23 protein-coding genes are annotated in these 25,525 nt (G+C 72.3%); 18 read left to right on the forward strand and 5 right to left on the reverse strand.

Features of this window, described 5'->3' with window-relative positions; all coding sequences use genetic code 11:
- Positions 1-45 precede the first annotated feature (45 nt).
- The 5 genes from AB0K07_RS09830 (at position 46) to AB0K07_RS09850 (ending at position 5,281) form a co-directional block, all read left to right on the forward strand.
- Positions 46-927, forward strand: a complete 882-nt coding sequence (locus AB0K07_RS09830; protein ID WP_363752657.1) for a branched-chain amino acid ABC transporter permease — start codon at positions 46-48, stop codon at positions 925-927.
- Entirely contained in the window at positions 924-1,937 is a 1,014-nt protein-coding gene (locus tag AB0K07_RS09835; RefSeq protein ID WP_363752660.1) for a branched-chain amino acid ABC transporter permease, read from the forward strand. Before AB0K07_RS09830 ends, AB0K07_RS09835 begins: the two co-directional genes overlap by 4 nt.
- Before the next feature lie 78 nt (positions 1,938-2,015).
- Positions 2,016-2,648: a transcriptional regulator gene (locus tag AB0K07_RS09840; RefSeq protein ID WP_363752663.1), complete on the forward strand. Its 633-nt coding sequence runs from the start codon at positions 2,016-2,018 to the stop codon at positions 2,646-2,648.
- Between the two features lie 444 nt (positions 2,649-3,092).
- Entirely contained in the window at positions 3,093-4,661 is a 1,569-nt protein-coding gene (locus AB0K07_RS09845) for an MFS transporter (protein ID WP_363752666.1), read from the forward strand.
- Positions 4,662-4,672: 11 nt separating this feature from the next.
- A complete protein-coding gene (locus AB0K07_RS09850) occupies positions 4,673-5,281 on the forward strand; it encodes a TetR/AcrR family transcriptional regulator (RefSeq protein WP_363752668.1) in 609 nt (202 codons plus the stop codon).
- Between the two features lie 24 nt (positions 5,282-5,305).
- Here the strand turns inward: AB0K07_RS09850 and AB0K07_RS09855 are convergent, their stop codons facing one another.
- The gene (locus AB0K07_RS09855) at positions 5,306-7,225 is read right to left on the reverse strand and encodes a helix-turn-helix domain-containing protein (RefSeq protein WP_363752671.1); all 1,920 of its coding nucleotides are present in this window, start codon (positions 7,223-7,225) and stop codon (positions 5,306-5,308) included.
- A 14-nt stretch (positions 7,226-7,239) separates the two neighbouring features.
- Positions 7,240-8,022, reverse strand: coding sequence for a 3-hydroxybutyrate dehydrogenase (locus AB0K07_RS09860; RefSeq protein WP_363752674.1), 783 nt, complete (start codon positions 8,020-8,022; stop codon positions 7,240-7,242).
- 217 nt (positions 8,023-8,239) lie between these two features.
- Here AB0K07_RS09860 and ruvC point away from each other — a divergent pair, with 217 nt between their 5' ends.
- The 8 genes from ruvC to AB0K07_RS09900 all read left to right on the forward strand — a co-directional run bounded on the left by ruvC (position 8,240) and on the right by AB0K07_RS09900 (position 17,661).
- A complete protein-coding gene (ruvC, locus tag AB0K07_RS09865) occupies positions 8,240-8,767 on the forward strand; it encodes a crossover junction endodeoxyribonuclease RuvC (RefSeq protein WP_363752676.1) in 528 nt (175 codons plus the stop codon).
- Positions 8,764-9,366, forward strand: a complete 603-nt coding sequence (gene ruvA, locus AB0K07_RS09870; protein ID WP_363752678.1) for a Holliday junction branch migration protein RuvA — start codon at positions 8,764-8,766, stop codon at positions 9,364-9,366. The genes ruvC and ruvA overlap by 4 nt, the downstream gene beginning before the upstream one ends.
- The gene (ruvB, locus tag AB0K07_RS09875) at positions 9,363-10,430 is read left to right on the forward strand and encodes a Holliday junction branch migration DNA helicase RuvB (protein ID WP_363752681.1); all 1,068 of its coding nucleotides are present in this window, start codon (positions 9,363-9,365) and stop codon (positions 10,428-10,430) included. The genes ruvA and ruvB overlap by 4 nt, the downstream gene beginning before the upstream one ends.
- Positions 10,431-10,552: 122 nt before the next feature.
- Positions 10,553-10,909, forward strand: coding sequence for a preprotein translocase subunit YajC (gene yajC / locus AB0K07_RS09880; protein WP_363752684.1), 357 nt, complete (start codon positions 10,553-10,555; stop codon positions 10,907-10,909).
- A gap of 280 nt (positions 10,910-11,189) precedes the next feature.
- Complete coding sequence (secD, locus tag AB0K07_RS09885) at positions 11,190-13,103, forward strand: protein translocase subunit SecD (protein ID WP_363752687.1); 1,914 nt, start codon at positions 11,190-11,192, stop codon at positions 13,101-13,103.
- A 1-nt stretch (position 13,104) separates the two neighbouring features.
- Positions 13,105-14,298, forward strand: a complete 1,194-nt coding sequence (gene secF / locus AB0K07_RS09890) for a protein translocase subunit SecF (protein ID WP_363752689.1) — start codon at positions 13,105-13,107, stop codon at positions 14,296-14,298.
- Between the two features lie 104 nt (positions 14,299-14,402).
- Positions 14,403-14,969: an adenine phosphoribosyltransferase gene (locus AB0K07_RS09895; protein ID WP_363752691.1), complete on the forward strand. Its 567-nt coding sequence runs from the start codon at positions 14,403-14,405 to the stop codon at positions 14,967-14,969.
- A 193-nt stretch (positions 14,970-15,162) separates the two neighbouring features.
- Complete coding sequence (locus tag AB0K07_RS09900) at positions 15,163-17,661, forward strand: bifunctional (p)ppGpp synthetase/guanosine-3',5'-bis(diphosphate) 3'-pyrophosphohydrolase (RefSeq protein WP_363752839.1); 2,499 nt, start codon at positions 15,163-15,165, stop codon at positions 17,659-17,661.
- 92 nt (positions 17,662-17,753) lie between these two features.
- Here the strand turns inward: AB0K07_RS09900 and AB0K07_RS09905 are convergent, their stop codons facing one another.
- Together AB0K07_RS09905 and AB0K07_RS09910 are read right to left on the reverse strand one after the other, a co-directional pair.
- Positions 17,754-18,593 (reverse strand): peptidylprolyl isomerase, encoded by an 840-nt coding sequence (locus AB0K07_RS09905; protein WP_363752694.1) that lies wholly within the window; start codon positions 18,591-18,593, stop codon positions 17,754-17,756.
- A gap of 59 nt (positions 18,594-18,652) precedes the next feature.
- Positions 18,653-19,537, reverse strand: coding sequence for a peptidylprolyl isomerase (locus AB0K07_RS09910; RefSeq protein WP_363752696.1), 885 nt, complete (start codon positions 19,535-19,537; stop codon positions 18,653-18,655).
- A 266-nt stretch (positions 19,538-19,803) separates the two neighbouring features.
- On the opposite strand from AB0K07_RS09910, the gene AB0K07_RS09915 reads away from it, so the two are divergent.
- The 3 genes from AB0K07_RS09915 to AB0K07_RS09925 all read left to right on the forward strand — a co-directional run bounded on the left by AB0K07_RS09915 (position 19,804) and on the right by AB0K07_RS09925 (position 22,935).
- Entirely contained in the window at positions 19,804-20,523 is a 720-nt protein-coding gene (locus tag AB0K07_RS09915; RefSeq protein WP_363752699.1) for an MBL fold metallo-hydrolase, read from the forward strand.
- Between the two features lie 71 nt (positions 20,524-20,594).
- On the forward strand, positions 20,595-21,923 hold the full coding sequence (gene hisS / locus AB0K07_RS09920) for a histidine--tRNA ligase (protein WP_363752701.1): 1,329 nt from the start codon (positions 20,595-20,597) through the stop codon (positions 21,921-21,923).
- A 70-nt stretch (positions 21,924-21,993) separates the two neighbouring features.
- Positions 21,994-22,935: an acyl-ACP desaturase gene (locus tag AB0K07_RS09925; protein ID WP_363752703.1), complete on the forward strand. Its 942-nt coding sequence runs from the start codon at positions 21,994-21,996 to the stop codon at positions 22,933-22,935.
- 102 nt (positions 22,936-23,037) lie between these two features.
- Here AB0K07_RS09925 and AB0K07_RS09930 read toward each other — a convergent pair whose 3' ends face one another.
- Entirely contained in the window at positions 23,038-23,559 is a 522-nt protein-coding gene (locus AB0K07_RS09930; protein ID WP_363752705.1) for a PaaI family thioesterase, read from the reverse strand.
- A gap of 55 nt (positions 23,560-23,614) precedes the next feature.
- Here AB0K07_RS09930 and AB0K07_RS09935 point away from each other — a divergent pair, with 55 nt between their 5' ends.
- Both AB0K07_RS09935 and AB0K07_RS09940 read left to right on the forward strand, forming a co-directional pair.
- Positions 23,615-24,091, forward strand: a complete 477-nt coding sequence (locus tag AB0K07_RS09935) for a helix-turn-helix domain-containing protein (RefSeq protein WP_363752707.1) — start codon at positions 23,615-23,617, stop codon at positions 24,089-24,091.
- Positions 24,092-24,418: 327 nt separating this feature from the next.
- The gene (locus AB0K07_RS09940) at positions 24,419-25,465 is read left to right on the forward strand and encodes a S1 family peptidase (RefSeq protein WP_363752709.1); all 1,047 of its coding nucleotides are present in this window, start codon (positions 24,419-24,421) and stop codon (positions 25,463-25,465) included.
- The last annotated feature ends 60 nt before the right edge of the window (positions 25,466-25,525 follow it).

Raw genomic sequence — 25,525 nt, forward strand, 5'->3', positions numbered from 1 at the left:
TGAGCCGGTTTTGCGAGCCCCGCAGTCACGAACGGATGTGACGCTGTGACCGGATTCGCGCAGAACACGTTCAACGGGTTGGTGAGCGGGGCGTTCTACGCCCTGCTCGCCCTCGGGCTCGCGGTCATCTTCGGCATGCTGCGGGTGGTCAACTTCGCGCACGGCGCGTTCTACATGCTCGGCGCGTTCGGCGCGTACGTGCTGCTCACCGAGGCGGGCGTGCCGTTCTGGGCGGCCCTGGTGATCATGCCGGTGGGGCTGGCCCTGCTCGGCATGGCGCTGGAGCGCGCCGTGATCCACCGGCTGACCAGGCTCGACCCGCTCTACAACTTCCTGCTCACCTTCGGCCTGACGCTGATCCTGCAGGACCTGGTGAAGCTGCGCTACGGCGTGCAGTCCAGCCCGTACGCCACCCCGTCGCTGTTGAGCGGGACGGTGGACTTCGGACTGTTCGACTTCCCGACCTACCGGGTGTTCATCCTCGGCTTCGCGGTGCTGCTCTGCGTCGCGGTGTGGTGGGTGCTCACCCGTACCCGGATCGGCATGGTGGTCCGCGCGGCCACCGAACGGCCCGACCTGACCCGGGCGTTCGGCATCGACGTCGGGCGCTGGGTCACCCCGGTCTTCGGCTTCGGCATCGGGCTGGCCGGTCTGGCCGGTGTGCTGGCCGCGCCGATGCGCGCGGTCAACCCGCTGATGGGCGCCGACCTGATCATCGTGGTCTTCGCGGTGGTGGTGATCGGTGGGCTGGGCTCGATCTTCGGCTCGGTCGCCGCCGGCTTCGGCATCGGCCTGATCCAGGCGTGGGGCGAGGCGTACCTGTCGAACTTCCCGATCGTGTCGCAGACGATCGTGTTCATCGTGATGGCCGTCGTGCTGCTCTGGCGACCGGCGGGGCTGTTCGGCCGTGAGGAGGCGCCGGCATGACCAGCACTGTGGACACCCCACCCGACGCACCCCGGGCGGCTGCGTCGTCCGGGCTGGTCGCCGTGGCCCGTGCCCCCGGCTGGGTGCGGTACGCGCTGCTCGCCGTCGGTCTGGCCGCCGCCGCCTGGCTGCCCAACGGCCTCTACCCGGCGGTGGCGGTGGACATCCTCTGCTGGGCGCTGTTCGCCGTCGCCGTGGACCTGCTGCTCGGCTTCACCGGGCTGATGTCGTTCGGGCACGCCGCGTTCTGGGGCACCTCGGCGTACGTCACCGGGTTGGTGGCGATCCACGCCGGCCTGCCGTTCCCGCTCGCCGTGCTGGCCGGGGCGCTCGCCGCGGCCGTGCTGGCGGTGCCGATCGGCTACCTGGCGGTCAAGCGGACCGGCATCTACTTCGCCATGGTGACGCTGGCCTTCGCGCAGATGGTCTACTACGTCGCCAACGAGTGGCGCTCGGTGACCCAGGGCGAGAACGGCCTGCAGGGGGTGCCCCGCGAGCTGTTCGGCTGGGACCTCACCGACGACTACTACTTCTACTACGCGATCCTGCCGATCGTGCTGCTCGGGCTGGCCGCCGCCTGGCGGATCGTGCACTCGCCGTTCGGCCGGGTGCTGGTCGGCATCCGGGACAACCCGGCCCGGGCGCGGGCGTTGGGCTATCCGGTGCACCGTTACAAGCTCACCGCGTTCGTGCTCTCCGGTTTCATCGCCGGCCTCGGCGGTGGGCTGTTCGCGGTGGGCCACCGGTTCGTCTCGCTGGACGTGCTGCACTGGACGACCTCCGGCAAGGCGGTCATCGTGGTGGTGCTCGGTGGGATCGGCACGCTCTGGGGCGGGGTGCTCGGCGCCGGGATCGTGGTCCGGCTGGAGGACTGGCTGTCGTTCTCCGGGTTCGAGGCGATCGGCCTGGTCACCGGCGGCATCTTCGTCCTCGTCGTGGTGCTGTTCCGGCGCGGCATCTGGGGCAGCGCCGCGGCGCTGGCCCGCCGGCTGGCGGCGCGCCGCCGGTAAATCTCCGCGCGGGCGCATCCGCCGCGGGCCCTCGCAGCGAACCCCCGGGTAGCGAACGCCTACCCGGGGGTACGTCTGGTGCTGACCGATCCGATGCCGGCGGAGGCCGTGGAGACCGCGCACAAGCGGGTCTCGCTGGCGGCCGAGGACCTGGACGGCAATGCTGTCGCCACGGTGCTGCTGGAGCTGGCCGGAGAGTGGGGCGTGCCGGCGCTCTGGGAGCAGGTCTGCCAGCCGCTGCTGGCCCGGCTGCCGGGGCGCACCGCCACCGAGATCGCCGTCGAGCACGCCCTCGCCGCGGGTCTGCGGGTCGGGCTGGACGTGCACCGGCGGGAGCCTTGCCGGTCGCTGCCCACCGGCGGGGTGCTGCTGGCCGGCGCCGAGCGGGAGGCACACTGCCTCGGCCTGCACGCGCTCGCCGCCGCGCTACGCGAGCAGGGTCGCGGCTGCCTGCACCTCGGCCCGGCGCTGCCCTGGGCCGCGCTGACCAGCGCGGTGCACCGGGCCCGCCCGAGCACCGTCGTGCTCTGGTCGCAGACGCCGGTCACCGGCCGCGCGTACCGTCTGGTGCGCTTCGCCCGGGAATTCCCGCTGCTGCGGGTGTACGGCGCCGGGCCGGGCTGGATCGAGCCGCTCACCGCGCCGGCGAGGCACCTGCGCACGCTGTCGGCCGCCCTCGCCGCCTGCCTGCCAGCCATGCGACCGAGCTGACCTCGGCGGGGTGCGGTGGTCCGCTCTGCGGGGCGGTTGCCGGGCCGGGCGGCCGGCGGGTGCGGTGGTCGGCCGGGCGGCACGGGCACCGGGCCGGGGTCTACCGGTGCCCGCGCCTCCTTTGCTCTGCTTCAACCGACGCAACACTCACGGGCCGAAACCGTTGCGCCGGTTGATGCAGAGCAAAGGGGGCGGCGAGAGTTCACCGGCCCGTTCGGGTGGGGATCGGGATCGGGGGTCCTGCCAGCGTCGACGAGGGCCCGGCGGGAGTCGACCGATGATCGGCCGGCCAGTCGCCGCGTGAGGGCGGGCACTCCGCGTGACGCCGACCACATACGATACGGATCGGTTCCGTATCGTTAATGGCGCCCGTACTCTGACCGGAGTTACGAGTCTGGCCCGTATCGTATTGCGCGGCCGGTGAAACCGGGGGGAGAACCGGGCATGGAGCTGCACAACAACACCGGACACCCGAGGAGGTGGGCGATCCTGGGGGTGCTGGTGATCAGCCTCCTCGTCGTCGTCCTCGACAACACGATCCTCAACGTCGCCCTGCGCACCCTGGCCGACCCGGTGCACGGCCTCGGCGCCAGCCAGGGCCAGCTGGAGTGGGCGATCAACTCCTACACGCTGGTCTTCGCCGGGCTGCTGTTCACCTTCGGGGTGCTCGGCGACCGCGCCGGCCGCAAGCGTTTCCTGATGATCGGGCTGGCGCTGTTCGGCCTGGCGTCGCTGCTCTCCGCGTACGCCCAGAGCCCGGCCCAGCTGATCGCGGCCCGCGCCCTGATGGGTGTCGGCGGCGCGGCGATCATGCCGGTGACCCTGTCGATCATCTCCAACGTCTTCGACCCGCGCGAGCGTGGCCGCGCGATCGGCGTCTGGGCCGGCGCGGTCGGGCTCGCGGTGGCGATCGGCCCGATCCTCGGCGGCGGGCTGCTGGAGCACTTCTGGTGGGGCTCGGTCTTCCTGATCAACGTGCCGGTGGTGGCCGCCGGCGTCCTCCTGGTCGCCCTGCTGGTCCCCGAGTCGCGCGACCCGCGCCCGGGCCGGGTCGACCTGCTCGGCGTCCTGCTCTCCGTGGTCGGCCTGGTCGCCCTCTCCTACGGCATCATCGACGGCGGCGAGCACGGCTTCGGCCGGCCGGTGGCCTGGGGCTCGATCCTGGTCGGCCTGGCGGTGCTGGCCTGGTTCGTGCAGCACGAGCGGCGCAGCGACCACCCGTCGCTGGACGTCCGGCTGTTCCGCCTGCCCCGCTTCGCGGCGCCGGTGGCGATCGTCGGCCTGGTGTTCTTCGCCGCGATGGGCGTGATGTTCTTCAGCTCGTTCTACCTGCAACTGGTACGCGACTACAGCCCGTTGCAGACCGGCCTGCTCTTCCTGCCCTTCGCCGGCGCCCAGCTGATCTTCGCGCCGCGCAGCGCCGCGATGGTCCGCCGCTACGGCGGCCGGGCGGTCGCCACCGTCGGGCTGGCGCTGACCGCGGCGGCGCTCGCCGCGTTCGCCTTCATCGGCGCGTCCACCCCGATCTGGGTCGTGCTGGTCGTCTTCTTCTTCCAGGGCGTCGGAATGGCCAACATCATGCCGCCGGCCACTGAGTCGATCATGTCGGCGCTGCCCCGGGAGAAGGCCGGCGTGGGTTCCGCGGTGAGCAACACCGTCCGCCAGGTGGCCGGTGCGCTCGGCGTGGCGGTCCTCGGCTCGGTCCTCTCCGCGGTCTACCGGGCCGACGTGGACGGCGCGCTGACCGGCCTGCCCGCGCAGGCCCGCGACGCGGCCAACGAGTCGATCTCCGGGGCGTACGCGGCTGCCGGGCAGCTCGGCCCGGCGGGGCCGGCGCTCATCTCGGCGGCCAACGACGCCTTCGTCACCGCCATGCACTGGGCGGCGGCGCTCTCCGCGGTGGTCGCCGCGCTCGGGATCCTGGTGGTGCTGCGCTGGATGCCCGGGCGGGAGACCGCGGGCGAGACGCTGGTGGCACCGGCCGCCGAGCCCGAGTTGGCCGGGACGGCCTAGGTTCGGGGACAATGTCCGACATGACGTCCACTGCCGATGCTCCGCGGTCGCCCGGGCGACCGCGGAGCCTCCGCGCCGATGAGGCGATCATCGAGGCGACCCTCGACCTGCTCGCTGAGGGCAGCACCATCGAGGCGCTCTCCATCGAGGCGATCGCCGCCCGCGCCGGGGTCGGCAAGGCCACCATCTACCGCCGCTGGGCCGGCAAGGACGCACTGCTGCTGGACGCGCTGCGCCGCCTCAAGGGCATCCTGCCGCAGCCCGAGGGGCACTCCGTCCGCGACGACCTGATCCTGCTGGTCGGCGCGATCGGGAAGAACGTCGACCCGCGGGCGGCGAAGATCATGCCCTGTCTGGTGCCCGCGGTGAACCGCAGCCCGGACCAGTTCCAGCTCTACCAGAACATCATCGCCCCGCGCCGGCAGTTGATGCGCGAGGTGCTGCGGCGCGGCATCAGCGAGGGGCTGCTCCGGTCCGACATCGACCTGGAGGTGACCATGGCGCTCCTCACCGGGCCGATGCTGATTCAGCGGGTGCTGCAATGGAACCCGGAGCTGGACGAGCGGACCCTCCCGGAGCAGGTCGTCGACGCCGTGCTGGAGGGCATCCAGGTCCGCTGACCCGGCACACCGGGCCCGGGCCGGTCAGCCGGCCGGCGCGCGCAGCCGGTGCAGGCGCAGCGCCAGCTGCACCTCCAGCGCCCGCTCGGGTTTCTGCCAGTCGGCGCCGAGCAGCTGCCCGACCCGCTCCAACCGTTGGGTCACCGTGTTGACGTGCACGTGCAGCTGCTCGGCGGCCCGGGCCAGGCTGCCGCCCACCCCGAAGTACGCCTCCAGCGTCTTCACCAGCGCCGTGCCCCGCCGGGCGTCGTAGTCGAGCACCGGCCCGACGGTGGCGGTGAGGAACTGGGCCACGTCCTTCTCACCCCGGTCACCGACCGTGCCCAGCAGCAGCCCGACGAAGCCCAGCTCGGCCGTGCTCGCCCCCTCGCCGGCGCGGCCCAGCGCACCCAGCGCGGTGAGGCAGCGGTCCGCCTCGTGGAACGTGCCAGCGAGGGTCGCCGGCCCTGCCGACGGTCCGCTCGCCCCGGCGGTCACCGGCCGGCCGGTCACCCGGGACAGGTCCCGGGCCACCGCGCGGGCGCTGCCACCGGCGTCCCGCCCGGGCAGCATCAGCACCACCCGCCCGTCGCGCGCCGCCGCCAGCCCACCCCGCGCCGAGGCGTACGTGGTGGCCCAGGAGAGCACCCGTTGCCGGGCCGAGCCGGTGGCGGCGATCGCGTCGTCGCCCACCGCCACCAGCACGTGCGGGGCGTCCAGATCCACTCCGAGGCGGCGGGCCCGGCTGCGCAACGCGTCGGTGTCCCGCAGCGGCCGGGCGATCAGGTCGTCCAGCAGCTCGCCGCGGACCCGGCCCTCCGCCTCCGCCACGGTGCGCCGGAACAGCAGCAGCAGCGCGGTCACCAGCGCGGCCCGCTCCAGGATCCGCTGGTCGGCGTCGACCAGCTCGTCGTCCGGGCGCAGCACCAGGGCGCCCAGGTTCTCCGCGCCCGCCACCACCGCCGCGTACCAGAGCGGGCCCCGGCGCACGCTGCGGCCCTCCGTCCGGGACGCCGCCACCGCCTCGACGATGTCCGCCCGGTCCGGCTCCTCGATCTCACCGACCCGGGCCAGCAGCCGCCCCTCGGCGTCCAGCGCCAGCAGCGCGCCGTCGAGCACCTCGGTCACCGCGGCCGCCACGTCCTCCACCCCGCCGCCGCGCAGCACCAGCGCGGTCATCCGGTCGTGCGCCGCCGCGGCCCGCTCCACGGAGCTGCTGTGCGCCCGGATGGTGGTGTTCGCCGCCGACAGCTCGGCCAGCGCCGAGCGGGTCTCGGCCAGCAGCCGGGCGGTGTCGATCGCCACGGCGGCGTGCGCGGCCAGGGAGACCAGCAGCGCCACCTCCTCGCGGGCGAACGGCCGGGCCGAGCGGTTGGCCGAGTAGAGCACCCCGATCGAGGTGGAGCCGAGCCGCAGGGGCACCCCGAGGATCGCCACCAGGCCCTCCTCGCCGACCCCGGCGTCGATCTCCCCGGTGTGGTGGAAGCGTTCGTCCTCGCCGTAGTTGGCGGTGACGTACGGCGCGCCGGACTGGGCCACCAGGCCGCCGAGGCCGGCGCCCATCGGCAGCCGCAGCCGCTGGAAGCGGGCCGAGACCGACCCGTCGGTCACCCGCATGTACGTGTCGCCGCGCTCGTCGTCGTTGAGCGTCATGTAGGCCACGTCGGCGCCGAGCAGGTTGCGGGCCCGGTGCACGATGGCCCGCAGCACGTCGTCCAGGTCGCGCAGCCCGGCCAGGTCGCTGACCGTGTCGTACAGGCCGGACAGCTCGGTCTCCCGGCGGCGCCGGCGCTCCAGCAGCGCGCGGACCCGCAGCGCCACCGTCTTCGCCTGCTCCAGCTCGGCCAGCCGGTCGGGCGACACGCCGGCGGCCCGCGCGGCCACCAGCGGTCCTTCGAACTCGACCGCCGCGGCCTCGCGGGCGAGCAGCTCCAGGAACTCCACCGGCGACGACATGGTCGACATTGTGCTCAGGCCCACTAGTTGGCCGTCCAGCCCCCGTCGAGCGCGATCGACGCGCCGGTGATGAACGCCGCCGGCGGCGAGCAGAGGTACGCCATCAGCTCCGCCACCTCCTCCGGCTCGATCAGACGCTTCACCGCGGCCCGGGCCAGCATGATCTTCTCGATCACCTCGGCCTCCGGGATGCCGTGGCTGGCCGCCTGGTCGGCGATCTGGCTCTCCACCAGCGCGGTGCGCACGTACGCCGGGTTGATGCAGTTGGCCGTCACGCCGTGCGTGGCGCCCTCCAGCGCCACCACCTTCGACAGCCCTTCGAGGGCGTGCTTCGCCGAGACGTAGGCCGCCTTGTACGGCGACGCGCGCAGCCCGTGCACGGAGGAGATGTTGATGATCCGGCCCCAGCCGCGCGCGTACATGTGCGGCAGCGCGCGGCGGATCAGCAGGAACGGCGCCTCGACCATCACCCGCTGGATGTACTCGAAGCGCTCGACGGGGAAGTCCTGCACCGGCGCGACGTGCTGGAGCCCCGCGTTGTTGACCACGATGTCCACGTCCACGTCGAGCCGGTCCACCGCGGCGGCGTCGGCGAGGTCCACGCCCTCGGCCCGGCCGCCCACCTCGGCGGCAACCACCTTCGCCGCCTCCAGGTTGCGGTCCACCACGAGCACCTTGGCGCCGGCCGCGCCCAGCCGCAGGGCACAGGCGCGCCCGATGCCGCTGCCGCCCCCGGTGACCAGGGCGGTCCGACCGGCTAGGTCGACCTGTACGACGTGGGGGACCGCCACGGGTTCTGCCGTCATGGCGCAAGAAGTTACGAGCTGTGTGGGCCTGGGCACATGGGCCAGCAACACATACTCCACACCGAAGCTGTGTGGCCCCCCGGCACGACAGGTCTCCTCTGCGACCCAGCACCACTCCATGATCGAAAGGGGCGGGCGTGTCTGTTGGGGCGGGTGGGAGGGCGGGCAGTAGGGTGTCGAACACACGTACTGCTGAGGCGTTCGGGGAGGGGGCGGCGTGCGGGTTCTCGGGGTCGACCCGGGGTTGACCCGGTGCGGGGTGGGCGTGGTCGAGGGTGTGCCCGGCCGGCCCTGCACCCTGATCGCCTACTACGTGGTCTACACCGACCCGGCCGACGAGCTGCCGCTGCGGCTGCTGCACCTGGACCGGTCGCTGACCGATCTGGTCGCCGAGCACCAACCCGAGAGCGTCGCCGTCGAGCGGGTGTTCAGCCAGCACAATGTTCGCACCGTGATGGGCACCGCGCAGGCCAGCGGCATCGCCGTCCTGGCCGGGGCGCGCGCCGGGCTGCCGGTGCAGACGTACACCCCGAGCGAGGTGAAGGCGGCCGTGACCGGCTCCGGTCAAGCCGACAAGGCGCAGATGACCGCGATGGTGACCCGGCTGCTGCGGCTGGCCGAGCCGCCCAAGCCGGCCGACGCCGCCGACGCGCTCGCCCTGGCCATCTGCCACATCTGGCGCGGCGGGACCCGCTCCAAGCTGGCCGCGGCCGCCGACCGGGCACGACGAGGAGGAGCGCGATGATCGCCAGCGTGCGCGGCACGGTGACCGCGACGGGTCCGGACCAGGCCGTGATCGAGGTCGGCGGGGTGGGCCTGGCCGTGCACTGCGCCCCCGGGACGCTCGCCGAGCTGCGGGTCGGCCAGAGCGCCCGGCTCGCCACCAGCCTGGTGGTCCGGGAGGATTCGCTGACCCTCTACGGCTTCGCCGACGACGACGCCAAGGCGCTGTTCGAGCTGCTCCAGACCGCCAGCGGGGTCGGCCCCCGGCTGGCCCAGGCGGTGCTGGCCGTGCACACCCCGGACGCGGTGCGCAAGGCGATCGCCAACGCCGACACCGCCGCGCTGACCCGGGTTCCCGGGATCGGCAAGAAGGGCGCCGAGCGGCTGGTGCTGGAGCTGCGCGACCGGATCGGCCCGGTGGCGATCGGCGCCGACGGCGCGGCCGGGGTGACCGGCGGCAGCTGGCCGGAGCAGGTCCGCCAGGCACTGGTCGGGCTGGGCTGGACGGCCGGGCAGGCCGACCAGGCGGTGGCCGCGGTGGCGGAGACCGTCGACGGCGAGACCCCGCCCGTGCCGGTCCTGCTGAGGCAGGCCATCCGCCTGCTGGGCCGCACGCGATGAGTGAGACCGACGGGCTCGTCTCGGCGTACGTCAGCGACGCCGATCGGGACGCGGAGGCGACCGTCCGGCCCAAGCGGCTGGCCGAGTTCATCGCCCAGGACCGGGTCCGCGATCAGCTCGACCTGTTGTTGCAGGGCGCCATGCGGCGGGGCGCGCCGCCGGATCACATCCTGCTCTCCGGCCCGCCGGGGCTGGGCAAGACCAGCCTGGCCAACATCGTCGCCGCCGAGCTGGGCTCGGGCATCCGGGTGACCAGCGGCCCGGCGATCGAGCGCTCCGGCGACCTGGCGGCCATCCTGACCAGCCTCGCCGAGGGTGACGTGCTGTTCATCGACGAGATCCACCGGATCGCGCGGCCGGCGGAGGAGCTGCTCTACAGCGCGATGGAGGACTTCCGGGTCGACGTGGTGGTCGGCAAGGGGCCGGGCGCCACCGCGATCCCGCTGGACGTCGAACCGTTCACCCTGGTCGGTGCGACCACCCGGTCGGGCCTGCTGACCGGGCCGATGCGGGACCGGTTCGGCTTCGTCGCGCACCTGGACTTCTACGCCCCGGCCGACCTGGAGACGTTGCTGCACCGCTCGGCGCGGATTCTTGGTGTGCCGATCACCGCCGACGGCGCGGCTGAGATCGCCGGCCGGTCCCGGGGCACTCCGCGGATCGCCAACCGGCTGCTGCGGCGGGTCCGCGACTACGCGGAGGTGCGGGCCGAGGGCGTGGTCAACCTGGGCACCGCCCGCGCGGCGCTGACGGTGTACGACGTGGACGCGCTCGGCCTGGACCGGCTGGACCGCGCGGTGCTGACCGCGCTGGTGGACTCGTTCCGGGGCGGTCCGGTGGGGCTGTCCACCCTGGCCGTGGCGGTGGGCGAGCAGCCGGACACGGTCGAGGAGGTCTGTGAGCCGTTCCTGGTCCGCGCCGGCCTGCTGGCGCGTACCCCGCGCGGCCGGGTGGCGACCGAGGCCGCCTGGCGGCATCTGGGTCGAACGCCACCGAATGGTACATTTGGGGTGGATGTCCCACCGGCGCCCGATCTGTTCTCCTTGGACGTCGATCAGCCGTGATGTGAACGTGATCTGCACCGCATTCGGTGTTCTCAGGTGCAGGGATTAGACTTCGCCGCGGTCTGTACAGGACGTGAGAATCCGCCTCCGCTCCGGCACCCCGTGTGCCGGGCAGGTGGCCAATGGGAAGGTCAGTAACCGTGCATTACGCAGCAGCGGGCGGCGGGGCCGGCAGCTTCACGCCGATCCTGATGATCGCCCTGCTCTTCGGTGTCATGTACTTCATGATGATCCGCCCCCAGCAGAAGCGCCGCCGCGAGGCGGAGGCGATGCAGTCGAACCTCGGCCCCGGCGACGAGGTCGTGACCATCGGCGGGCTCTACGGCACGGTCACCGGCATCGAGGACGACACCGTCCTGCTCGAGGTCGCCCCGGGCGTGCAGACCCGCTACGCCCGGCCGGCCATCGCCCGGGTGGTCACCCGCGCGGAGCTGCCGAGCGAGCCGGTCACCGAGGACGCGGACACCGTCAAGGAGTGACCTCTCCCTCCCGGGAGTGATGCGTCCGGCGTACGGCCGGACCACTGCGCCCGGGGGCCACCGCGCCCGACGGGGCAGCGGACGTGACGTGAAAACTGGATAGTTGGGTCGACGCCGGGCGTCGGCACGTCCCCGTGACCGTCGGCGTCCCGCGCCGGCGCGTCCGGCCGTCGTGCCGGCCCCACCGCCGGCCCAGGTCAGACTGGTCGGCCGGGACCCCCGGCCCGACACCCGCCGCCGCCTCACCAGCGGCGCGACCGTACAGGGAGACAGGACAGCCGTGGCACCACCTCAGGGACAGATGCGCCCCGGGCGGCAGCTCGCCGTGCTCGGGTTCATCTTCGTCGTCCTCTATCTTTTGGTGTTCTTCTCCGGCGCCAGCGGCAGCTTGAAGGACCGGCTCGAGCCTCGGCTCGGCCTGGACCTGATCGGCGGCACCCGGGTGACGCTGGAGGCGACCAACAGCGTCGACGGCAAGCCCCCGACGGCGGACAACCTCGAGGAGGCCCGCCAGATCATCGAGAGCCGGGTCAACGCGTTCGGCGTTGCCGAGGCCGAGGTGGTCACCGAGGGCAACCGGAACATCGTCATCTCCCTGCCCGGTGAAAACCGGGACCTCACCGACGTGGGCAGCGCCGCCGAACTGCGCTTCCGCAAGGTGCTCAAGGCCGCGGACGGCAGCGGGGCGGCCGCCGTGCCGCCGCCGGCCGCCACGCCGGCCCCGTCGGGCAGCGCCTCTCCGGCCCCGTCCGGCAGCGCTTCGCCGACCCCGTCGGGCAGCGCCGCGCCGAAGGTGACCACGTCGCCCAGCGGCGGGCAGGGCGGGATGGCCCCGGCGCCCAGCGCCAGTGCGACCCCGACCCCCTCGACCTCCGCCTCGCCGAGTGCCGCCGCGCCGTCGCCGAGCGCCACCGAGGAGCCGGTGCCGGCCAGCGTCGAGGAGCAGCGCAAGGCCGTCGAGCAGAAGGTCGGCGCTCCCGCCTGGCAGGCCGCCAGCGGGTTGCAGGCCCCGGCCGACCTGACCGCCGATCCGTCGCTCGCCGACAAGCTCAAGCCGTTCGGCACGCTGTCGCCCCGCGAGGTCGCGGTGCTGCCGGCGCAGATGCAGTTCAACGTCCCGACGATCGGCTGCGCGCAGCTCGACAAGCGTCCGCCGGCGTCGATCTCGGACCCGAAGCAGCAGGTCGTCTCCTGCGAGGACGGCGCCTCCAAGTACCTGCTCGACCAGGCCAAGGTGCTGGGCACCGACGTGGACGACGCCGACGCGGTGCTCGACCAGACCAACGCCTGGGTGGTCAGCCTGGACTTCACCGGTGACGGCCAGGGCAAGTGGACCGCGCTCACCCGTGAGGCGTTCAACAACGAGGGCCAGGCCTGCGACGCGACTGCGCTGGGTCAGGATGGCAAGTGCCGGGTGGCCGTCGTGCTGGACAACGAGATCGTCTCCTCCCCGGAGATCCAGGGTGTGCTGACCGGCAACTCGCAGATCACCGGCAACTTCACGCAGAAGGACGCGAGCGCGCTCGCCGGCCAGCTGCGCTACGGCGCGCTGCCGGTGACCTTCGAGCAGCAGGAGGCGCAGAACGTCACCGCCACGCTGGGTGCCAGCCACCTGCGCGCGGGTCTGCTGGCGGCCGGTATCGGCATGCTGCTGGTCATCATCTACGCGTTCTTCTACTACCGGCTGCTCGGCTCGGTGATCTTCCTGAGCCTCATCCTCTCCGCGCTGCTGGTCTTCGGCGCGCTGGTGGTGCTCGGCCGGCAGATCGGTTTCACGCTCACCCTCGCCGGCATCGCGGGCATGATCGTCTCGCTCGGTGTGGCGGCGGACTCGTTCGTCATCTACTTCGAACGGTTGAAGGACGAGATCCGGGAGGGGCGCAGCCCGCGTAGCGCGGTCCCCCGTGCCTGGATGCGGGCCCGCCGGACGATCATCTCGGCCAACGCGATCACCCTGCTCTCCGCCGTGGTGCTCTACGTGGTCTCGGTCGGCACGGTCAAGGGCTTCGCGTTCGCCCTCGGCCTGGCCACCGTGCTGGACCTGGTCGTGGTGTTCCTCTTCCGGCACCCGATCATGACGATGTTCGCCCGGACCCGGGCGTTCCTGTCCCCGCGGGTCAGCGGTCTGGGCCGGGCGCTTCCGGCCCGCACCCAGCAGACTCAGCCCCGCAACCCGCGCGCCAAGGAGGCCTGAGATGGCTGAAAACGGTCTGGCGAGCCGCCTCTACAACGGCGAGGCCGGTCTCAACATCGTCGGTCGGCGCAAGCTCTGGTTCGGCGTCGCCGGCGTCCTGGTCCTGATCGCGGTCCTCAGCTTCTCGATTCGCGGGTTCAGCCTCGGCATCGAGTTCGCCGGCGGCAACTCGTTCCAGGTGCCGGCCAGCGTGGGCACCCTCGAGCAGGCCGAGGAAGAGGTCAACTCCGCCCTCGCCACCGAGAACACCGGTGTCGAGGTGGCCACCGCGCAGAAGGTCGGCGGCCCCGGTGGCGACTCCTACGAGCTGCGGACGCCGCAGCTCAGCGTGGAGCAGGCCAACGCGGTCAAGGCCCAGATCGCCGAGGACCTCGGCATCGACGTGGGGCAGATCAGCGGCAACCAGGTCAGCGAGGCGTGGGGCAGCCAGGTCACCGAGCGGGCCGTCCTCGGCCTGATCATCTTCATCGCGCTGGTGATGGTGTACCTGATCCTGCGCTTCGAGTGGCGGATGGCGGTCGCCGCCGTCTCCTCGCTGTTCATGAACCTGATCCTCACCGCCGGCATCTACTCGCTGGTCGGCTTCGAGGTCACCCCGTCGACGATCATCGGCTTCCTCACGATCCTGGGCTTCGCGCTCTACGACGTGGTGGTGGTGTTCGACAAGGTGCAGGAGAACACCCGGGGCATCACCGCCAACAACAACCAGACGTACGGCGAGGCGGCCAACCTGGCCATCAACCAGAGCCTGATGCGGTCGCTGAACACCTCGGTGGTCGCCCTGCTGCCCGTCGGTGGTCTGCTCTTCATCGGTGCCGGCCTGCTCGGCGCCGGGACGCTGAAGGACCTCGGCCTGGTGCTGTTCGTCGGTATGGCGGTGGCGTTCCTGACCTCCATCCTGGTGGCCACGCCGCTGCTGGCGCTGCTGAAGAACTACGACCCGCGGATCCAGGCGCACAACAAGCGGGTGCTGGCCCGCCGTGGCGCGCAGTCCCGTGGCGAGGTCGCGCCGAAGGGCGCCCCGAGCCCGGCCCAGGCCGACGGGGGCGACACCCCGGTCGACCCGGACTCCGCCGCGCTGGCCGGCGCCGCCCCCAAGGTGGGGGCCCGCCCGGCGGGTAAGCGGCCGACCGGTGCCCGGGGCGGTCGCCCCGGTGGCGGCGGCAACCGGCCGGGTGGCGCCAAGCGGCGCTGACCGGCCCCGGGGCGGACCCGGGAGGAAACACCCGAACGGCGTCCGGCATGCTGTGCGAGCAGCATCGCCGGACGCCGTCGTCGTTGGAAGGAAACGGAACAGCCGTGACGGAGACCCACAGCACCGCCCCGCGCGGGGACAGCGGCCCGGAGGCCGCCCGGCTGGTGGCCAGCCGGGTGCTGGACGTGCCCGACTTCCCCCAGCCCGGTGTCATGTTCAAGGACCTGATGCCGCTGTTCGCCGACGGCAAGGCGTTCCGCGAGGTGGTCGACGGGATCGTCGCGTACCACGGGCGGGACGGCTTCGACGTCGTGGTCGGCATCGAGGCGCGCGGGTTCGTCGTCGCGGCGGCCGTCGCGTACGCGGCCGGGGTGGGCGTGGTGCCGGTCCGTAAGGCCGGCAAGCTGCCCCGCCCGGCCCACTCGGTCTCCTACGCCCTGGAGTACGGCGAAGCGACCCTGGAAGTGCACGAGGACGCCTTCACCGCCGGGCACCGCGTGCTGGTGGTCGACGACGTGCTGGCCACCGGCGGCACCGCCGAGGCGACCCTGGACCTGGTCGAGCGGGCCGGGGGCACCGTCACCGGGTTCACCGTGCTGCTGGAGCTCGCCTTCCTCGGCGCCCGGGAGCGGCTGGCCCCGCGTCCCGTGCATGCCCTGCTGACCGTTTGATCCCCGACCGGTCGAACGGGCCGGGCGCCGACCGTCCGGCGGAGCGGCAGGGGACCGTCCGTGCGGGTAGCATTGCCCTTTGCTGACGCCGGCGGTATGCCGTCCGGCGGCGCGAGACCAGGCCGGCCGATGTACGGCCGGTGTGTTCCGGCGAGCGGTGAGGAGGCCGGTGTCCCACGATGTCGTCCCTCCGGTGGAGGGCACGGTGCACCCGACAGGCGACGCTGACGGCTCGGTGACCGACCGGAATGGTGACGCGCCGACCCGGGTGACGGGCGCCGGCAACGGCTCGGGCAAGACTCCGGCCGAGGGCGCGGCGCGTCCGGCCGGCGTGGTGTCGGGCGCTGAGGCGTCCCCGGGTGCTGAGAAGGTCGTGGTCCCGTTCCCGACCGACGCCGGCGTCGAGCCCCTGCCGAGCGGCGGGTTCGGGCTGTCCAACGCGCCCACCGGCCGGCGGGTCCGAGCCCGGCTGGCCCGGTTCAACGCGCCCTGGCAGACCTCGCAGGTCAGCGAGGTGCTGGAGCCGCTCATCGCGAGCCACCGGGAAAACCACCCGAAGGCCGACGCCCGGCTGCTCCAGCGCGCCTTCGACACGGCCGCGCGGTGGCACTCCGGGCAGTACCGCAAGTCCGGCGACCCGTACATCACCCACCCGCTCGCGGTGGCGACCATCCTGGGCAACCTGGGGATGGACACCACCACCCTGGTCGCCGCGCTGCTGCACGACACCATCGAGGACACCGAGTACACCCTCGACCAGATGCGCGCCGACTTCGGCGGCGAGGTCGCCCTGCTGGTCGACGGCGTCACGAAGCTGGACAAGGTCAAGCTGGGCGACGCGGCCAAGGCGGAGACGATCCGCAAGATGGTCGTGGCGATGGCCAAGGACCCGCGGGTGCTGGTGATCAAGCTGGCCGACCGGCTGCACAACATGCGGACCCTGACCTTCCTGCCCCGGCCCAAGCAGGAGCAGAAGGCCAAGGAGACGCTGGAGATCCTCGCCCCGCTGGCCCACCGGCTGGGTATGAACACGATCAAGTGGGAGCTGGAGGATCTCGCCTTCGGCACGCTGTTCCCGAAGCGCTACGAGGAGATCAACCGGCTGATCGGGGAGCACCAGCCCCAGCGCGAGGCGCTGCTGCGGCAGGTGACGCAGAAGGTGCAGACCGACCTGAAGGCCGCCAAGATCAAGGCGGAGACCACCGGCCGGCCGAAGCACCTCTACTCGATCTACCAGAAGATGATCGTGCGGGGTCGCGACTTCAACGACATCTACGACCTGGTCGGTGTGCGGATCCTGGTCGACACGGTGCGGGACTGCTACGCGGCGCTGGGCGTGATCCATGCCAACTGGCAGCCGGTGCCGGGCCGGTTCAAGGACTACATCGCGATGCCCAAGTTCAACATGTACCAGTCGTTGCACACGACGGTCATCGGGCCCACCGGCAAGCCGGTGGAGATGCAGATCCGCACGTACGCGATGCACCGCACCGCGGAGTTCGGCATCGCCGCGCACTGGAAGTACAAGGAGCACAAGGGCACCCAGATCGTCGGCCCGCCGGCGCACATCGACGAGATGACCTGGCTGCGGCAGTTGCTCGACTGGCAGCGCGAGGCGGCGGACCCGAGCGAGTTCCTCGACGCGCTGCGCTTCGACCTGTCCAGCCAGGAGGTGTACGTCTTCACCCCGAAGGGTGACGTCATTCCCCTGCCGACCGGGTCGACACCTGTGGACTTCGCGTACGCGGTGCACACCGAGGTCGGGCACAAGTGCATCGGGGCGCGGGTCAACGGCAAGCTGGTGCCGCTGGAGTCGACGCTCTCCAACGGCGACGTGATCGAGATCTTCACCTCGAAGTCCGAGACCGCCGGCCCCACGCAGGACTGGCTGGGCTTCGTCAAGAGCCCGCGCGCCCGTACGAAGATCCGCCAGTACTTCAACAAGGAGCGGCGCGAGGAGGCGATCGAGGCCGGCAAGGACGCGATCGTCAAGGCGATGCGCAAGCAGGGCATGCCGTTGCAGCGGATGCTCACCTCCGACGCGCTGATGTCGATCGCCCGGGACCTGCACCTGGCCGACGTGGCCTCGCTCTACGCGGCGGTCGGCGACAGTCAGGTCTCCGCGCAGTCGGTGGTGCAGAAGCTGATGGCCGCGTACGGCGGCGAGGAGGGCGCGGCGGAGGACATCGCCGAGACCGCCGTCGCCACCCGTCCGCCGCGCAGCCGGCAGAGCAGCAGCGACCCGGGTGTGGTGGTCCGCGGCGTCAGTGACGTCTGGATCAAGCTGGCCCGCTGCTGCACCCCCGTACCACCGGATTCGGTGTTCGGCTTCGTCACCCGCTCCGGCGGGGTGAGCGTGCACCGCGACGACTGCGCCAACGCCGAGGACCTGCGCGCCCAGAGCGAGCGGGTGGTCGAGGTGAGCTGGAAGCTGACCTCGGCCTCGACGTTCCTGGTCGCCATCCAGGTGGAGGCTCTGGACCGGCACAAGCTGCTGGCCGACGTCACCCGGGTCCTGTCCGACGAGCGGGTCAACATCCTGTCCGCCACCGTCACCACCACCCGCGACCGGGTGGCGGTGAGCCGGTTCAGCTTCGAGATGGCCGACCCGAAGCACCTGGGCCACCTGCTGGCCACGGTCCGCAAGGTCGACGGCGTCTTCGACGCCTACCGGGTCACCTCCGGCGCCTGATCCCCGCCCCGCCCGGCGTACCCCGCCGGGGCCTGACACACGAGAAGCGCCCGCCGGCTCAGCCGGCGGGCGCTTCGTCGTCTGCTCGGGCGTCAGCCCTGCGGCGCGCTCATCGTGAGGTCGTTGATGATGACCTCCTTCTTCGGGTGGCCACCGCCGGACTGCTGGGCGAACGCCCCGTCGTCGCCGGCCTTGGCCACGTCCTTGACGATGTCCAGGCCGCCGGTGACGGTGCCCAGCACCGTGTACGCGGGGTCCAGCGGCGAGTCGCCGTAGACGATGAAGAACTGGCTGCCGGTGCTGCCCGGCTGGCCCGAGTTGGCCATCGCGATGACGCCCTCCGGGTACGGCGGGCGCTTGTCGGTGGGCAGGTTCTCCTCGGGCAGCTTGTAGGTCGGGCCGCCCGTGCCGTCGCTGTCGCGCCAGCCCTTGCCGGTGGCGCCCGGGTCACCGCACTGCAGCACCTTGATGCCCTCGGTCACCAGGCGGTGGCACTTGGTGTTGTCGAAGAAGTTCTTCTCCGCGAGGTGGGTGAAGCTGCCGGCCGTGCACGGCACCAGCGACCGGTCGACCTTGGCCGTGATCGGGCCGAGGTTCGTGGTGATCGTCATGGTCTGCACGCCGGTGCCGGACTGCTGGTTGCTCGGCAGCCCGACATCCTTGATCTGCGGGCTCCGCTGGTCGGCGGGCAGCTCGTTGTAGACGCACTCGGACGCGCCGGGCGCCTGGGCGGCGGTGTCGGTCTTGTCGTCGTCGTCGCCGAGGCTCATCGCCAGCCAGACCGTGCCGGCGACCACGAGCACCAGCGCGGCGGCGGCGCCGATGATCGCCTGCGTCTGCCGGCGCTTGCGGGCCTTGGCCGCGCGCTCGGCCATCTCCTTCTCGAGCCGGGCGCGTGCCGCCGCGCGCTGCCGCTCTCTGGTGGACGTCACGCCTGGATCCTCCTGGCTGTCTGTTTCTGGGTGCCGCTCGGGTGGGGTGGGGCGACCGGTCAGCCGGCGCTGGGGCTGCTGGCCGGGGCGCCGGAGGCCGACGGCGACGGTGCCGCGGCGGTGGCCGGCTCACCAACGGTGAGGCTCTGGATCACCACGTCGGTCTTGGGCTTGACCTGGGCCCCGGTCCCATTGTCCACGGTCGGCAGGGCACCGATCTTCTCCACCACGTCCAGCCCGCCGGTCACCCGGCCGATCACGGGGTACTTCGGGTCGGTGGTGGTGAAGTCCTTGAAGAAGATCAGGAACTGGCTGCCGTTGCTGCCCGGCGGGTTGGAGATCATCGCCACGGTCCCCTTGGGGTACGTGGGCGGCTGGCCGGGTGCCGGGCTGGCCGACGGCGAGGCCGACGGCACGGTCGGCACGTCCTCGTCGTAGAACGAGTAGGTCGGCCCGCCGAGGCCGGTGCCGCTGGGGTCGCCGCAGCGCAGCGCGCCGTCGGCGATGATCTCGTGGCACTTGGTGTTGTCGTAGAACGACCGGCTCGCCAGGTGGGCGATGCTCGCCGCGGCGCACGGCGAGTTGGTCAGGTTCAACTCGGCGGTGATCGGCCCACCCTGGTTGGTGGTCACGGTCATCGCCCGGGTGCCGTCGGTGGGCAGGCCCTTCGTCTCCGGCGTGCCGACGTCCTTGAGGCTGGTGTTGGCCGCCGCGTCCTGCGGCGTCCAGAGGCAGGTGTCCTCCGCGGCCGTGTTCTGCTTCGGGTCGGAGTCGAACGCGCCGAGCGCCCACGCGGAGCCGGCCACGATCAGCGCGAGGACCAGGAAGGCGCCCACACCGGCCTGGATCTGCCGACGGCGCCGCACGGTGGCGGCCCGGCGGGCCAACTGCCGGTCGAGCTTGGCCCGCGCCAGTTTGCGCTGCCGGTCCCTGCTGGAAGCCACCCGTGCTCCCCTTTCCTCTACCTGGTCGTCGCCGGCGGCCGGGTGTCCCGGCCCGTCCGGGCGTCACGTGTGCCGCGCCTCACGCCCGCCAGAGTGTACGGCTAGCGACTGGGAATGTGGTGTACGAGGTCCACCCCACCGCCAGCAGCCCTTATCGGGCGATGTCACTGTGCCCGGCGGGGCGGGTGGGACGGACGCGGCAAACCTGCTCGCCGTGCCGGTTAGGCTGCTGGGGAGGACGACAGCTCGACGGAAGGACAGGGCCTGTGCTCGTGGCCGGCTTTCCCGCGGACGCCTTCGGCACCAACTGCTACGTGGTCGCCACCGCGCCGGGGGAGCAGTGCGTGGTGGTCGACCCCGGCATCGGGGTGCTCGACCAGCTCGACGCCCTGCTCGCCGAGCACCGCCTGCACCCGGCCGCCGTGCTGCTCACCCACGGCCACCTCGACCACACCTTCTCGGTCGCGCCGGTGTGCGGTGCCCGCGGCATCACCGCGTACGTCCACCCCGGCGACCGGGAGATGCTGGCCGACCCGGCCAAGGGCCTCTCCGCCGACCTGACCTCGCTCTTCGGCGGCCGGCTGAGCTACAGCGAGCCGGAGGACGTGGCGGAGCTGACCGACGGCGCCACCCTCGCGCTGGCCGGGCTGGAGATCGCCGTCGACCACGCACCGGGCCATACCGGCGGGTCGGTGCTGTTCCGGCTGCCCGGCGCCGACTCGGGCTGGGAGGCCGACGAGCTGTGCCTCTCCGGCGACGTGCTCTTCGCCGGCTCGATCGGCCGCACCGACCTGCCTGGCGGCAGCATGCCGGCGATGCTCACCAGCCTGCGCGACAAGATCCTCCCGCTGGCCGACGACACCGTCGTGCTGCCCGGCCACGGCCCCAGCACCACCATCGGCCGCGAGCGCGCCAGCAATCCGTACCTCATCGAGGTGGCGCAGGTCGGCGGCGGTCGACCGGTGGCGCCCACCCGGGGCCTCTAGATCACCTCCGCGCCGCGCGCGGACCCACGACAGCACCGCGCCGCGACGCGGGACCGCAAGGAGTACTGCGAATGAGCAAGCCCACGCCCATCTCCGGCTTCCCGGAGTGGACCCCCGGCCAGCGGATGATCGAGCAGTTCGTGCTCGACCGGATCCGGGCCACCTTCGAGCTGTACGGCTTCGCCCCGCTGGAGACGCGCGCGGTGGAGCCCCTGGACCAGCTGCTGCGCAAGGGTGAGACCTCGAAGGAGGTCTACGTGATCCGGCGGCTGCACGCCGACGCCGAGGGTGCGGGCGGCGACGACCAGCTCGGCCTGCACTTCGACCTCACCGTGCCGTTCGCCCGGTACGTGCTGGAGAACGCCGGCAAGCTGGCCTTCCCGTTCCGCCGCTACCAGATCCAGAAGGTGTGGCGGGGCGAGCGGCCGCAGGAGGGGCGCTACCGGGAGTTCGTCCAGGCCGACATCGACATCGTCGACCGGGACACCCTGGCCCCGCACCACGAGGCGGAGATGCCGCTGGTGATCGGGGACGCGCTGCGCTCCCTGCCGATCCCGCCGGTGACGATCCAGGTCAACAACCGCAAGATCTGCGAGGGCTTCTACCGGGGCATCGGGCTGACCGACCCGGAGGCGGCGCTGCGCGCCGTGGACAAGCTCGACAAGATCGGCCCGGTGAAGGTGGCCGAGCTGCTGGCCCAGACGGCCGGGGCGAGTGAGGCGCAGGCCAAGGCGTGCCTGGCGCTGGCCGAGATCTCCGCTCCGGACGCCTCGTTCGCCGACGCCGTGCGCGCGCTCGGGGTCGACGACCCGCTGCTCACCGAGGGCATCGAGGAGCTGGTCCGGGTGGTGGAGACCGCCGCCGAGCACTCGCCGGGGCTCTGCGTGGCCGACCTGCGCATCGCCCGTGGGCTGGACTACTACACCGGCACGGTCTACGAGACCCAGCTGCGCGGCTACGAGCGCTTCGGCTCGATCTGCTCCGGTGGCCGTTACGACAACCTGGCCAGCTCCGGCGCCACCTCGTTCCCCGGGGTGGGGATCTCGATCGGTGTGACCCGGCTGCTCGGGCTGCTCTTCGGCGCGGGGGAGCTGTCGGTCTCCCGCGAGGTGCCGACCGCCGTGCTGGTGGCGGTGACCAGCGAGGAGCGGCGTACGGCCAGCAACCGGGTGGCGGAGGCGCTGCGGCGGCGCGGGGTGCCGACCGAGGTGTCGCCGAGCGCGGCGAAGTTCGGCAAGCAGATCCGCTACGCCGAGCGGCGCGGCATCCCGTACGTCTGGTTCCCGGGGGCTGACGGGGCGCCGGACGAGGTGAAGGACATCCGCTCCGGTGAGCAGGTCACGGCCGCCGCGGGGGAGTGGATGCCGCCCCGGGAGGACCTGAAGCCGGCGGTTGGCTGAGCGTCCTACTGGCGCGTACGGCCGCGGGGACCTACGGTTGCGTAAGTTACGCCACCGTAGGGAGTTTCTCGTGACCGTGAGCACCACGCTGAGTCAGACCGCACTGCTCGTCGAGTTGGAGCCGGTGGTCGCGCGCAACCTGGACCGCCACCTCTCGCTGGCCAAGGAGTGGTTCCCGCACGAGTACGTGCCGTGGAGCGAGGGACGTACCTTCGACGGGCCGCTCGGCGGCGAGGCGTGGTCGTCGACCGACTCCACCATCCCGGACGTGGCCCGCACCGCGCTGATCGTCAACCTGCTGACCGAGGACAACCTGCCCTCGTACCATCACGAGATCGCCACCCTGTTCGGCCGGGACGGCGCGTGGGGCACCTGGGTGCACCGGTGGACCGCGGAGGAGGGCCGGCACGGCACGGCGATCCGCGACTACCTGACGGTCACCCGGGCGGTCGACCCGGTGGCGCTGGAGCGGGCCCGGATGACGCACATGTCGGAGGGCTACACCAACGCCCACGGCGACGAGGTGCTGCACTCGCTGGCGTACGTCTCGTTCCAGGAGTTGGCCACCCGGATCTCGCACCGCAACACCGGCAAGGCCACCGGCGACCCCGCCTGCGAGGCGCTGCTGGCCCGGGTGGCCGCCGACGAGAACCTGCACATGGTCTTCTACCGCAACCTGCTCGCCGCCGCGTTCGAGCTGGCCCCGAGCCAGGCCATGCGGGCGGTCGCCGACGTGGTGGCGGACTTCCAGATGCCGGGCAACGGCATCGAGGGCTTCGCCCGCAAGTCGGTGGCGATCGCCCTGGCCGGCATCTACGACCTGCGCCAGCATCGCGACGAGGTGCTGCTGCCGGTGCTGCGTCAGTGGGACGTGTTCAACGTGACCGGTCTGAACGCCGACGGCGAAGCCGCTCGCGAACAGCTGGCCACCCAGCTCGACGCCCTGGATCGGGCCGCCGCCCGCTTCGAGGAGAAGCGCGCCGCCCGCGCCACCCGCCTGGCCCTCCGCTAAACCCCGCCCAGCGCCGCCCCCTCTTGAACGATCATGAGGTTGGCGGGTTGATCGATCGTCGGATCGCCCGTCAACCTCATGATCACCGGATGCCCGGTGGGGTCACGCGGGGGCGTCGAGGGGGACGGGGAAGAGGAGGCAGCTGCTGGTGGCGTGCGCGATCAGGCGGGAGCTGGCGTCGGTCAGGCGGGCCTCGGCCAGGGCCGTGCGGCGGCCACGCTGGAGCACGGTGCCCTCGCAGCGCAGGACGCCGCTCGCGACGGTGACCGGACGGAGGAACTTCACGTTCAGGTCCAGCGATGTGTAGCCGACGCCGGCGGGCAGCGTGGTGTGCACGGCGCAGCCGGCGGCGGTGTCCAGCAGGGTGGAGATGACACCACCGTGGACGGTTCCCAGCGGGTTGTAGTGGAACTCCTGCGGGACCAGGTCGACCGTGACCCGACCCTCGTTGGCCTCCATCCGGGCCATGTCGATGAGGTGCATCACCGGCGGTGCGGCCAGCTCTCCGGCGATCATCGCCCGGAGCAGGTCGAGGCCGCCGCGTCGACCGACCTGCGCCGCGTTGACCGCCGGGTCCGACCAGGTGAAGGTACGGCTGCGGGCCGGCTCCTGCGTCTGCGTCATGGACGCAGCCTCGCAGCCCGTTGCTGAGTCTGTCAATCAGACCTAGCCTGGTCGGATGAGACCCGCGGCACTGGACTGGTCGGTGGACAACTGCACCATCGCGCGAGCGATGGAGATCCTCGGCGAGCGGTGGACCCTGGTGGTGCTCCGCGAGGTGTTCAACGGCGTACGCCGCTTCGACGACATGCGGGTACGCACCGGCATCCCGCGTCAGGTGCTGACCAACCGGCTGGTCACCCTGGTCGAGCAGGGCGTGCTGCGCCGCGAGCCGTACCGGGAGCCGGGCAGCCGGCTGCGCCACGAGTACCGGCTGACCGAGAAGGGCCTGGACCTGTGGCCGGTCCTGGTCGCCGTGCTCGGCTGGGGCGACCGCCACCTCGCCGACCCGGAGGGCTCGCCACTGAGCGTGGGTCACCGGGACTGCGGCGCCGAGGTCCGCGTCGAGCTGCGCTGCGCCGCCGGGCACGAGGTCGGGCAGCCCCGCGACGTGGTACCCCGCCCGGGTCCGGGCGCCCGCCGCCGTACCCCCTGACGCCGCCAGCCGCCAGCCGCCAGCCGCGCCTCCGTCTGGTGTCCCGCCGTTGTCGCTCGCGGGTGACGGGCGTGCGGTGGCCGGGACGCGCCCGGGAGGAATGTGGCGGCGGTTCGGTGTGACGGTGTGCGTCCGCCAGCGTGTCCGGGGTGTTGCGAGCGTGTGGCCGGTGAAGATCGGTGAATCCGGGCGAAAGCAGGTCTTGCGAAAGATCTTATGCATGTGAATACTTCAGTTCACTTGGCCGATTTCCCCAGATCGGCCGGCCTGCCCCAGCGGGATCGCCGCCCCGGCGAGTCCCGTTCCCCCGCCCAGGAGGTTTGTTACATGCGACCCACGAGGTCCTCGTTCCGTGTTGCGGCCACCGTCGCCGTGGCCGGAACCCTGGTTGTCGGCTCGCTCATCGGCGCGCCCGCTCAGGCTGCCCCCGCCGCCTCGCCCGACGCCGCCGCCGCTCTCTCCGCTCAGCTCGGCGACCGCTCCGCCGGCTCGTACATCGACGCCAACGGCAAGTCCGTCGTCACCGTGACCGACGCGGCCGCCGCCCGCAAGGCGAGCCAGGCCGGCGCCACCGTCCGGTACGTCACCCGCGGCGCCGCCGAGCTCAACCGGGCCACTGCGGACCTGGAGCGTTCCGCCAAGATCCCGGGCACCGCGTGGTGGAGCGACCCGGTCACCAACCAGGTCGTCGTCTCCGTGGACAGCACGGTCACCGGGGCGAAGCTGGAGCGGGTCAAGGCCGCCGCCGCGCGGGCCAACGGAGCCGTCCGGGTCGAGGCCGAGGCCGGCGTGCTGAGCACCCGCATCTCCGGTGGTCAGGCAATCTACGCCGGCGGCGGCGGACGCTGCTCGCTCGGCTTCAACGTGCGCAGCGGCAGCACCTACTACTTCCTGACCGCCGGGCACTGCACCAACATCTCGGCGAGCTGGTACTCGAACTCCGCCCAGACCGCTCTGATCGGCACCCGTACCGGCACCAGCTTCCCGGGCAACGACTACGGCATCGTGCGGCACAGCAACTCGGCCAACGCCGCCGGCAACGTCTACCTCTACAACGGCAGCTACCGGGACATCACCGGCGCCGGCAACGCCTCCGTCGGCCAGGCGGTGCAGCGCTCCGGCAGCACCACCGGCCTGCGCTCCGGCTCCGTGAACGCGACCAACGCGACCGTGAACTACGCCGAGGGATCGGTCTCCGGCCTGATCCGTACCAACGTCTGCGCCGAGCCGGGCGACAGCGGCGGCTCGCTGTTCGCCGGCAGCACCGCCCTGGGCCTGACCTCCGGCGGCAGCGGCAACTGCAGCAGCGGTGGCACCACCTACTTCCAGCCGGTCACCGAGGCCCTGAGCCGCTACGGCGTCAGCGTCTTCTGATCGACGCACCACGCACGGGCCGCCGGAGGACTCCGGCGGCCCGTGCCGTGCGTACGGGCC

The organism is Micromonospora sp. NPDC049301 (genome assembly GCF_040678715.1).
Lineage (GTDB): Bacteria > Actinomycetota > Actinomycetes > Mycobacteriales > Micromonosporaceae > Micromonospora.

Excerpts from the sequence above, each read along its gene's own strand:
- AB0K07_RS09835 (WP_363752660.1), top strand. The coding sequence starts at position 924 with ATGACCAGCACTGTGGACACCCCACCCGACGCACCCCGGGCGGCTGCG.
- AB0K07_RS09845 (WP_363752666.1), top strand. The coding sequence starts at position 3,093 with ATGGAGCTGCACAACAACACCGGACACCCGAGGAGGTGGGCGATCCTG.
- AB0K07_RS09930 (WP_363752705.1), bottom strand. The coding sequence starts at position 23,559 with ATGACGCAGACGCAGGAGCCGGCCCGCAGCCGTACCTTCACCTGGTCG.
- AB0K07_RS09940 (WP_363752709.1), top strand. The coding sequence starts at position 24,419 with ATGCGACCCACGAGGTCCTCGTTCCGTGTTGCGGCCACCGTCGCCGTG.
- secF (WP_363752689.1), top strand. The coding sequence starts at position 13,105 with ATGGCTGAAAACGGTCTGGCGAGCCGCCTCTACAACGGCGAGGCCGGT.
- AB0K07_RS09935 (WP_363752707.1), top strand. The coding sequence starts at position 23,615 with ATGAGACCCGCGGCACTGGACTGGTCGGTGGACAACTGCACCATCGCG.
- AB0K07_RS09860 (WP_363752674.1), bottom strand. The coding sequence starts at position 8,022 with ATGACGGCAGAACCCGTGGCGGTCCCCCACGTCGTACAGGTCGACCTA.
- hisS (WP_363752701.1), top strand. The coding sequence starts at position 20,595 with ATGAGCAAGCCCACGCCCATCTCCGGCTTCCCGGAGTGGACCCCCGGC.
- yajC (WP_363752684.1), top strand. The coding sequence starts at position 10,553 with ATGGGAAGGTCAGTAACCGTGCATTACGCAGCAGCGGGCGGCGGGGCC.
- AB0K07_RS09850 (WP_363752668.1), top strand. The coding sequence starts at position 4,673 with ATGTCCGACATGACGTCCACTGCCGATGCTCCGCGGTCGCCCGGGCGA.
- ruvA (WP_363752678.1), top strand. The coding sequence starts at position 8,764 with ATGATCGCCAGCGTGCGCGGCACGGTGACCGCGACGGGTCCGGACCAG.
- AB0K07_RS09855 (WP_363752671.1), bottom strand. The coding sequence starts at position 7,225 with ATGTCGACCATGTCGTCGCCGGTGGAGTTCCTGGAGCTGCTCGCCCGC.
- ruvB (WP_363752681.1), top strand. The coding sequence starts at position 9,363 with ATGAGTGAGACCGACGGGCTCGTCTCGGCGTACGTCAGCGACGCCGAT.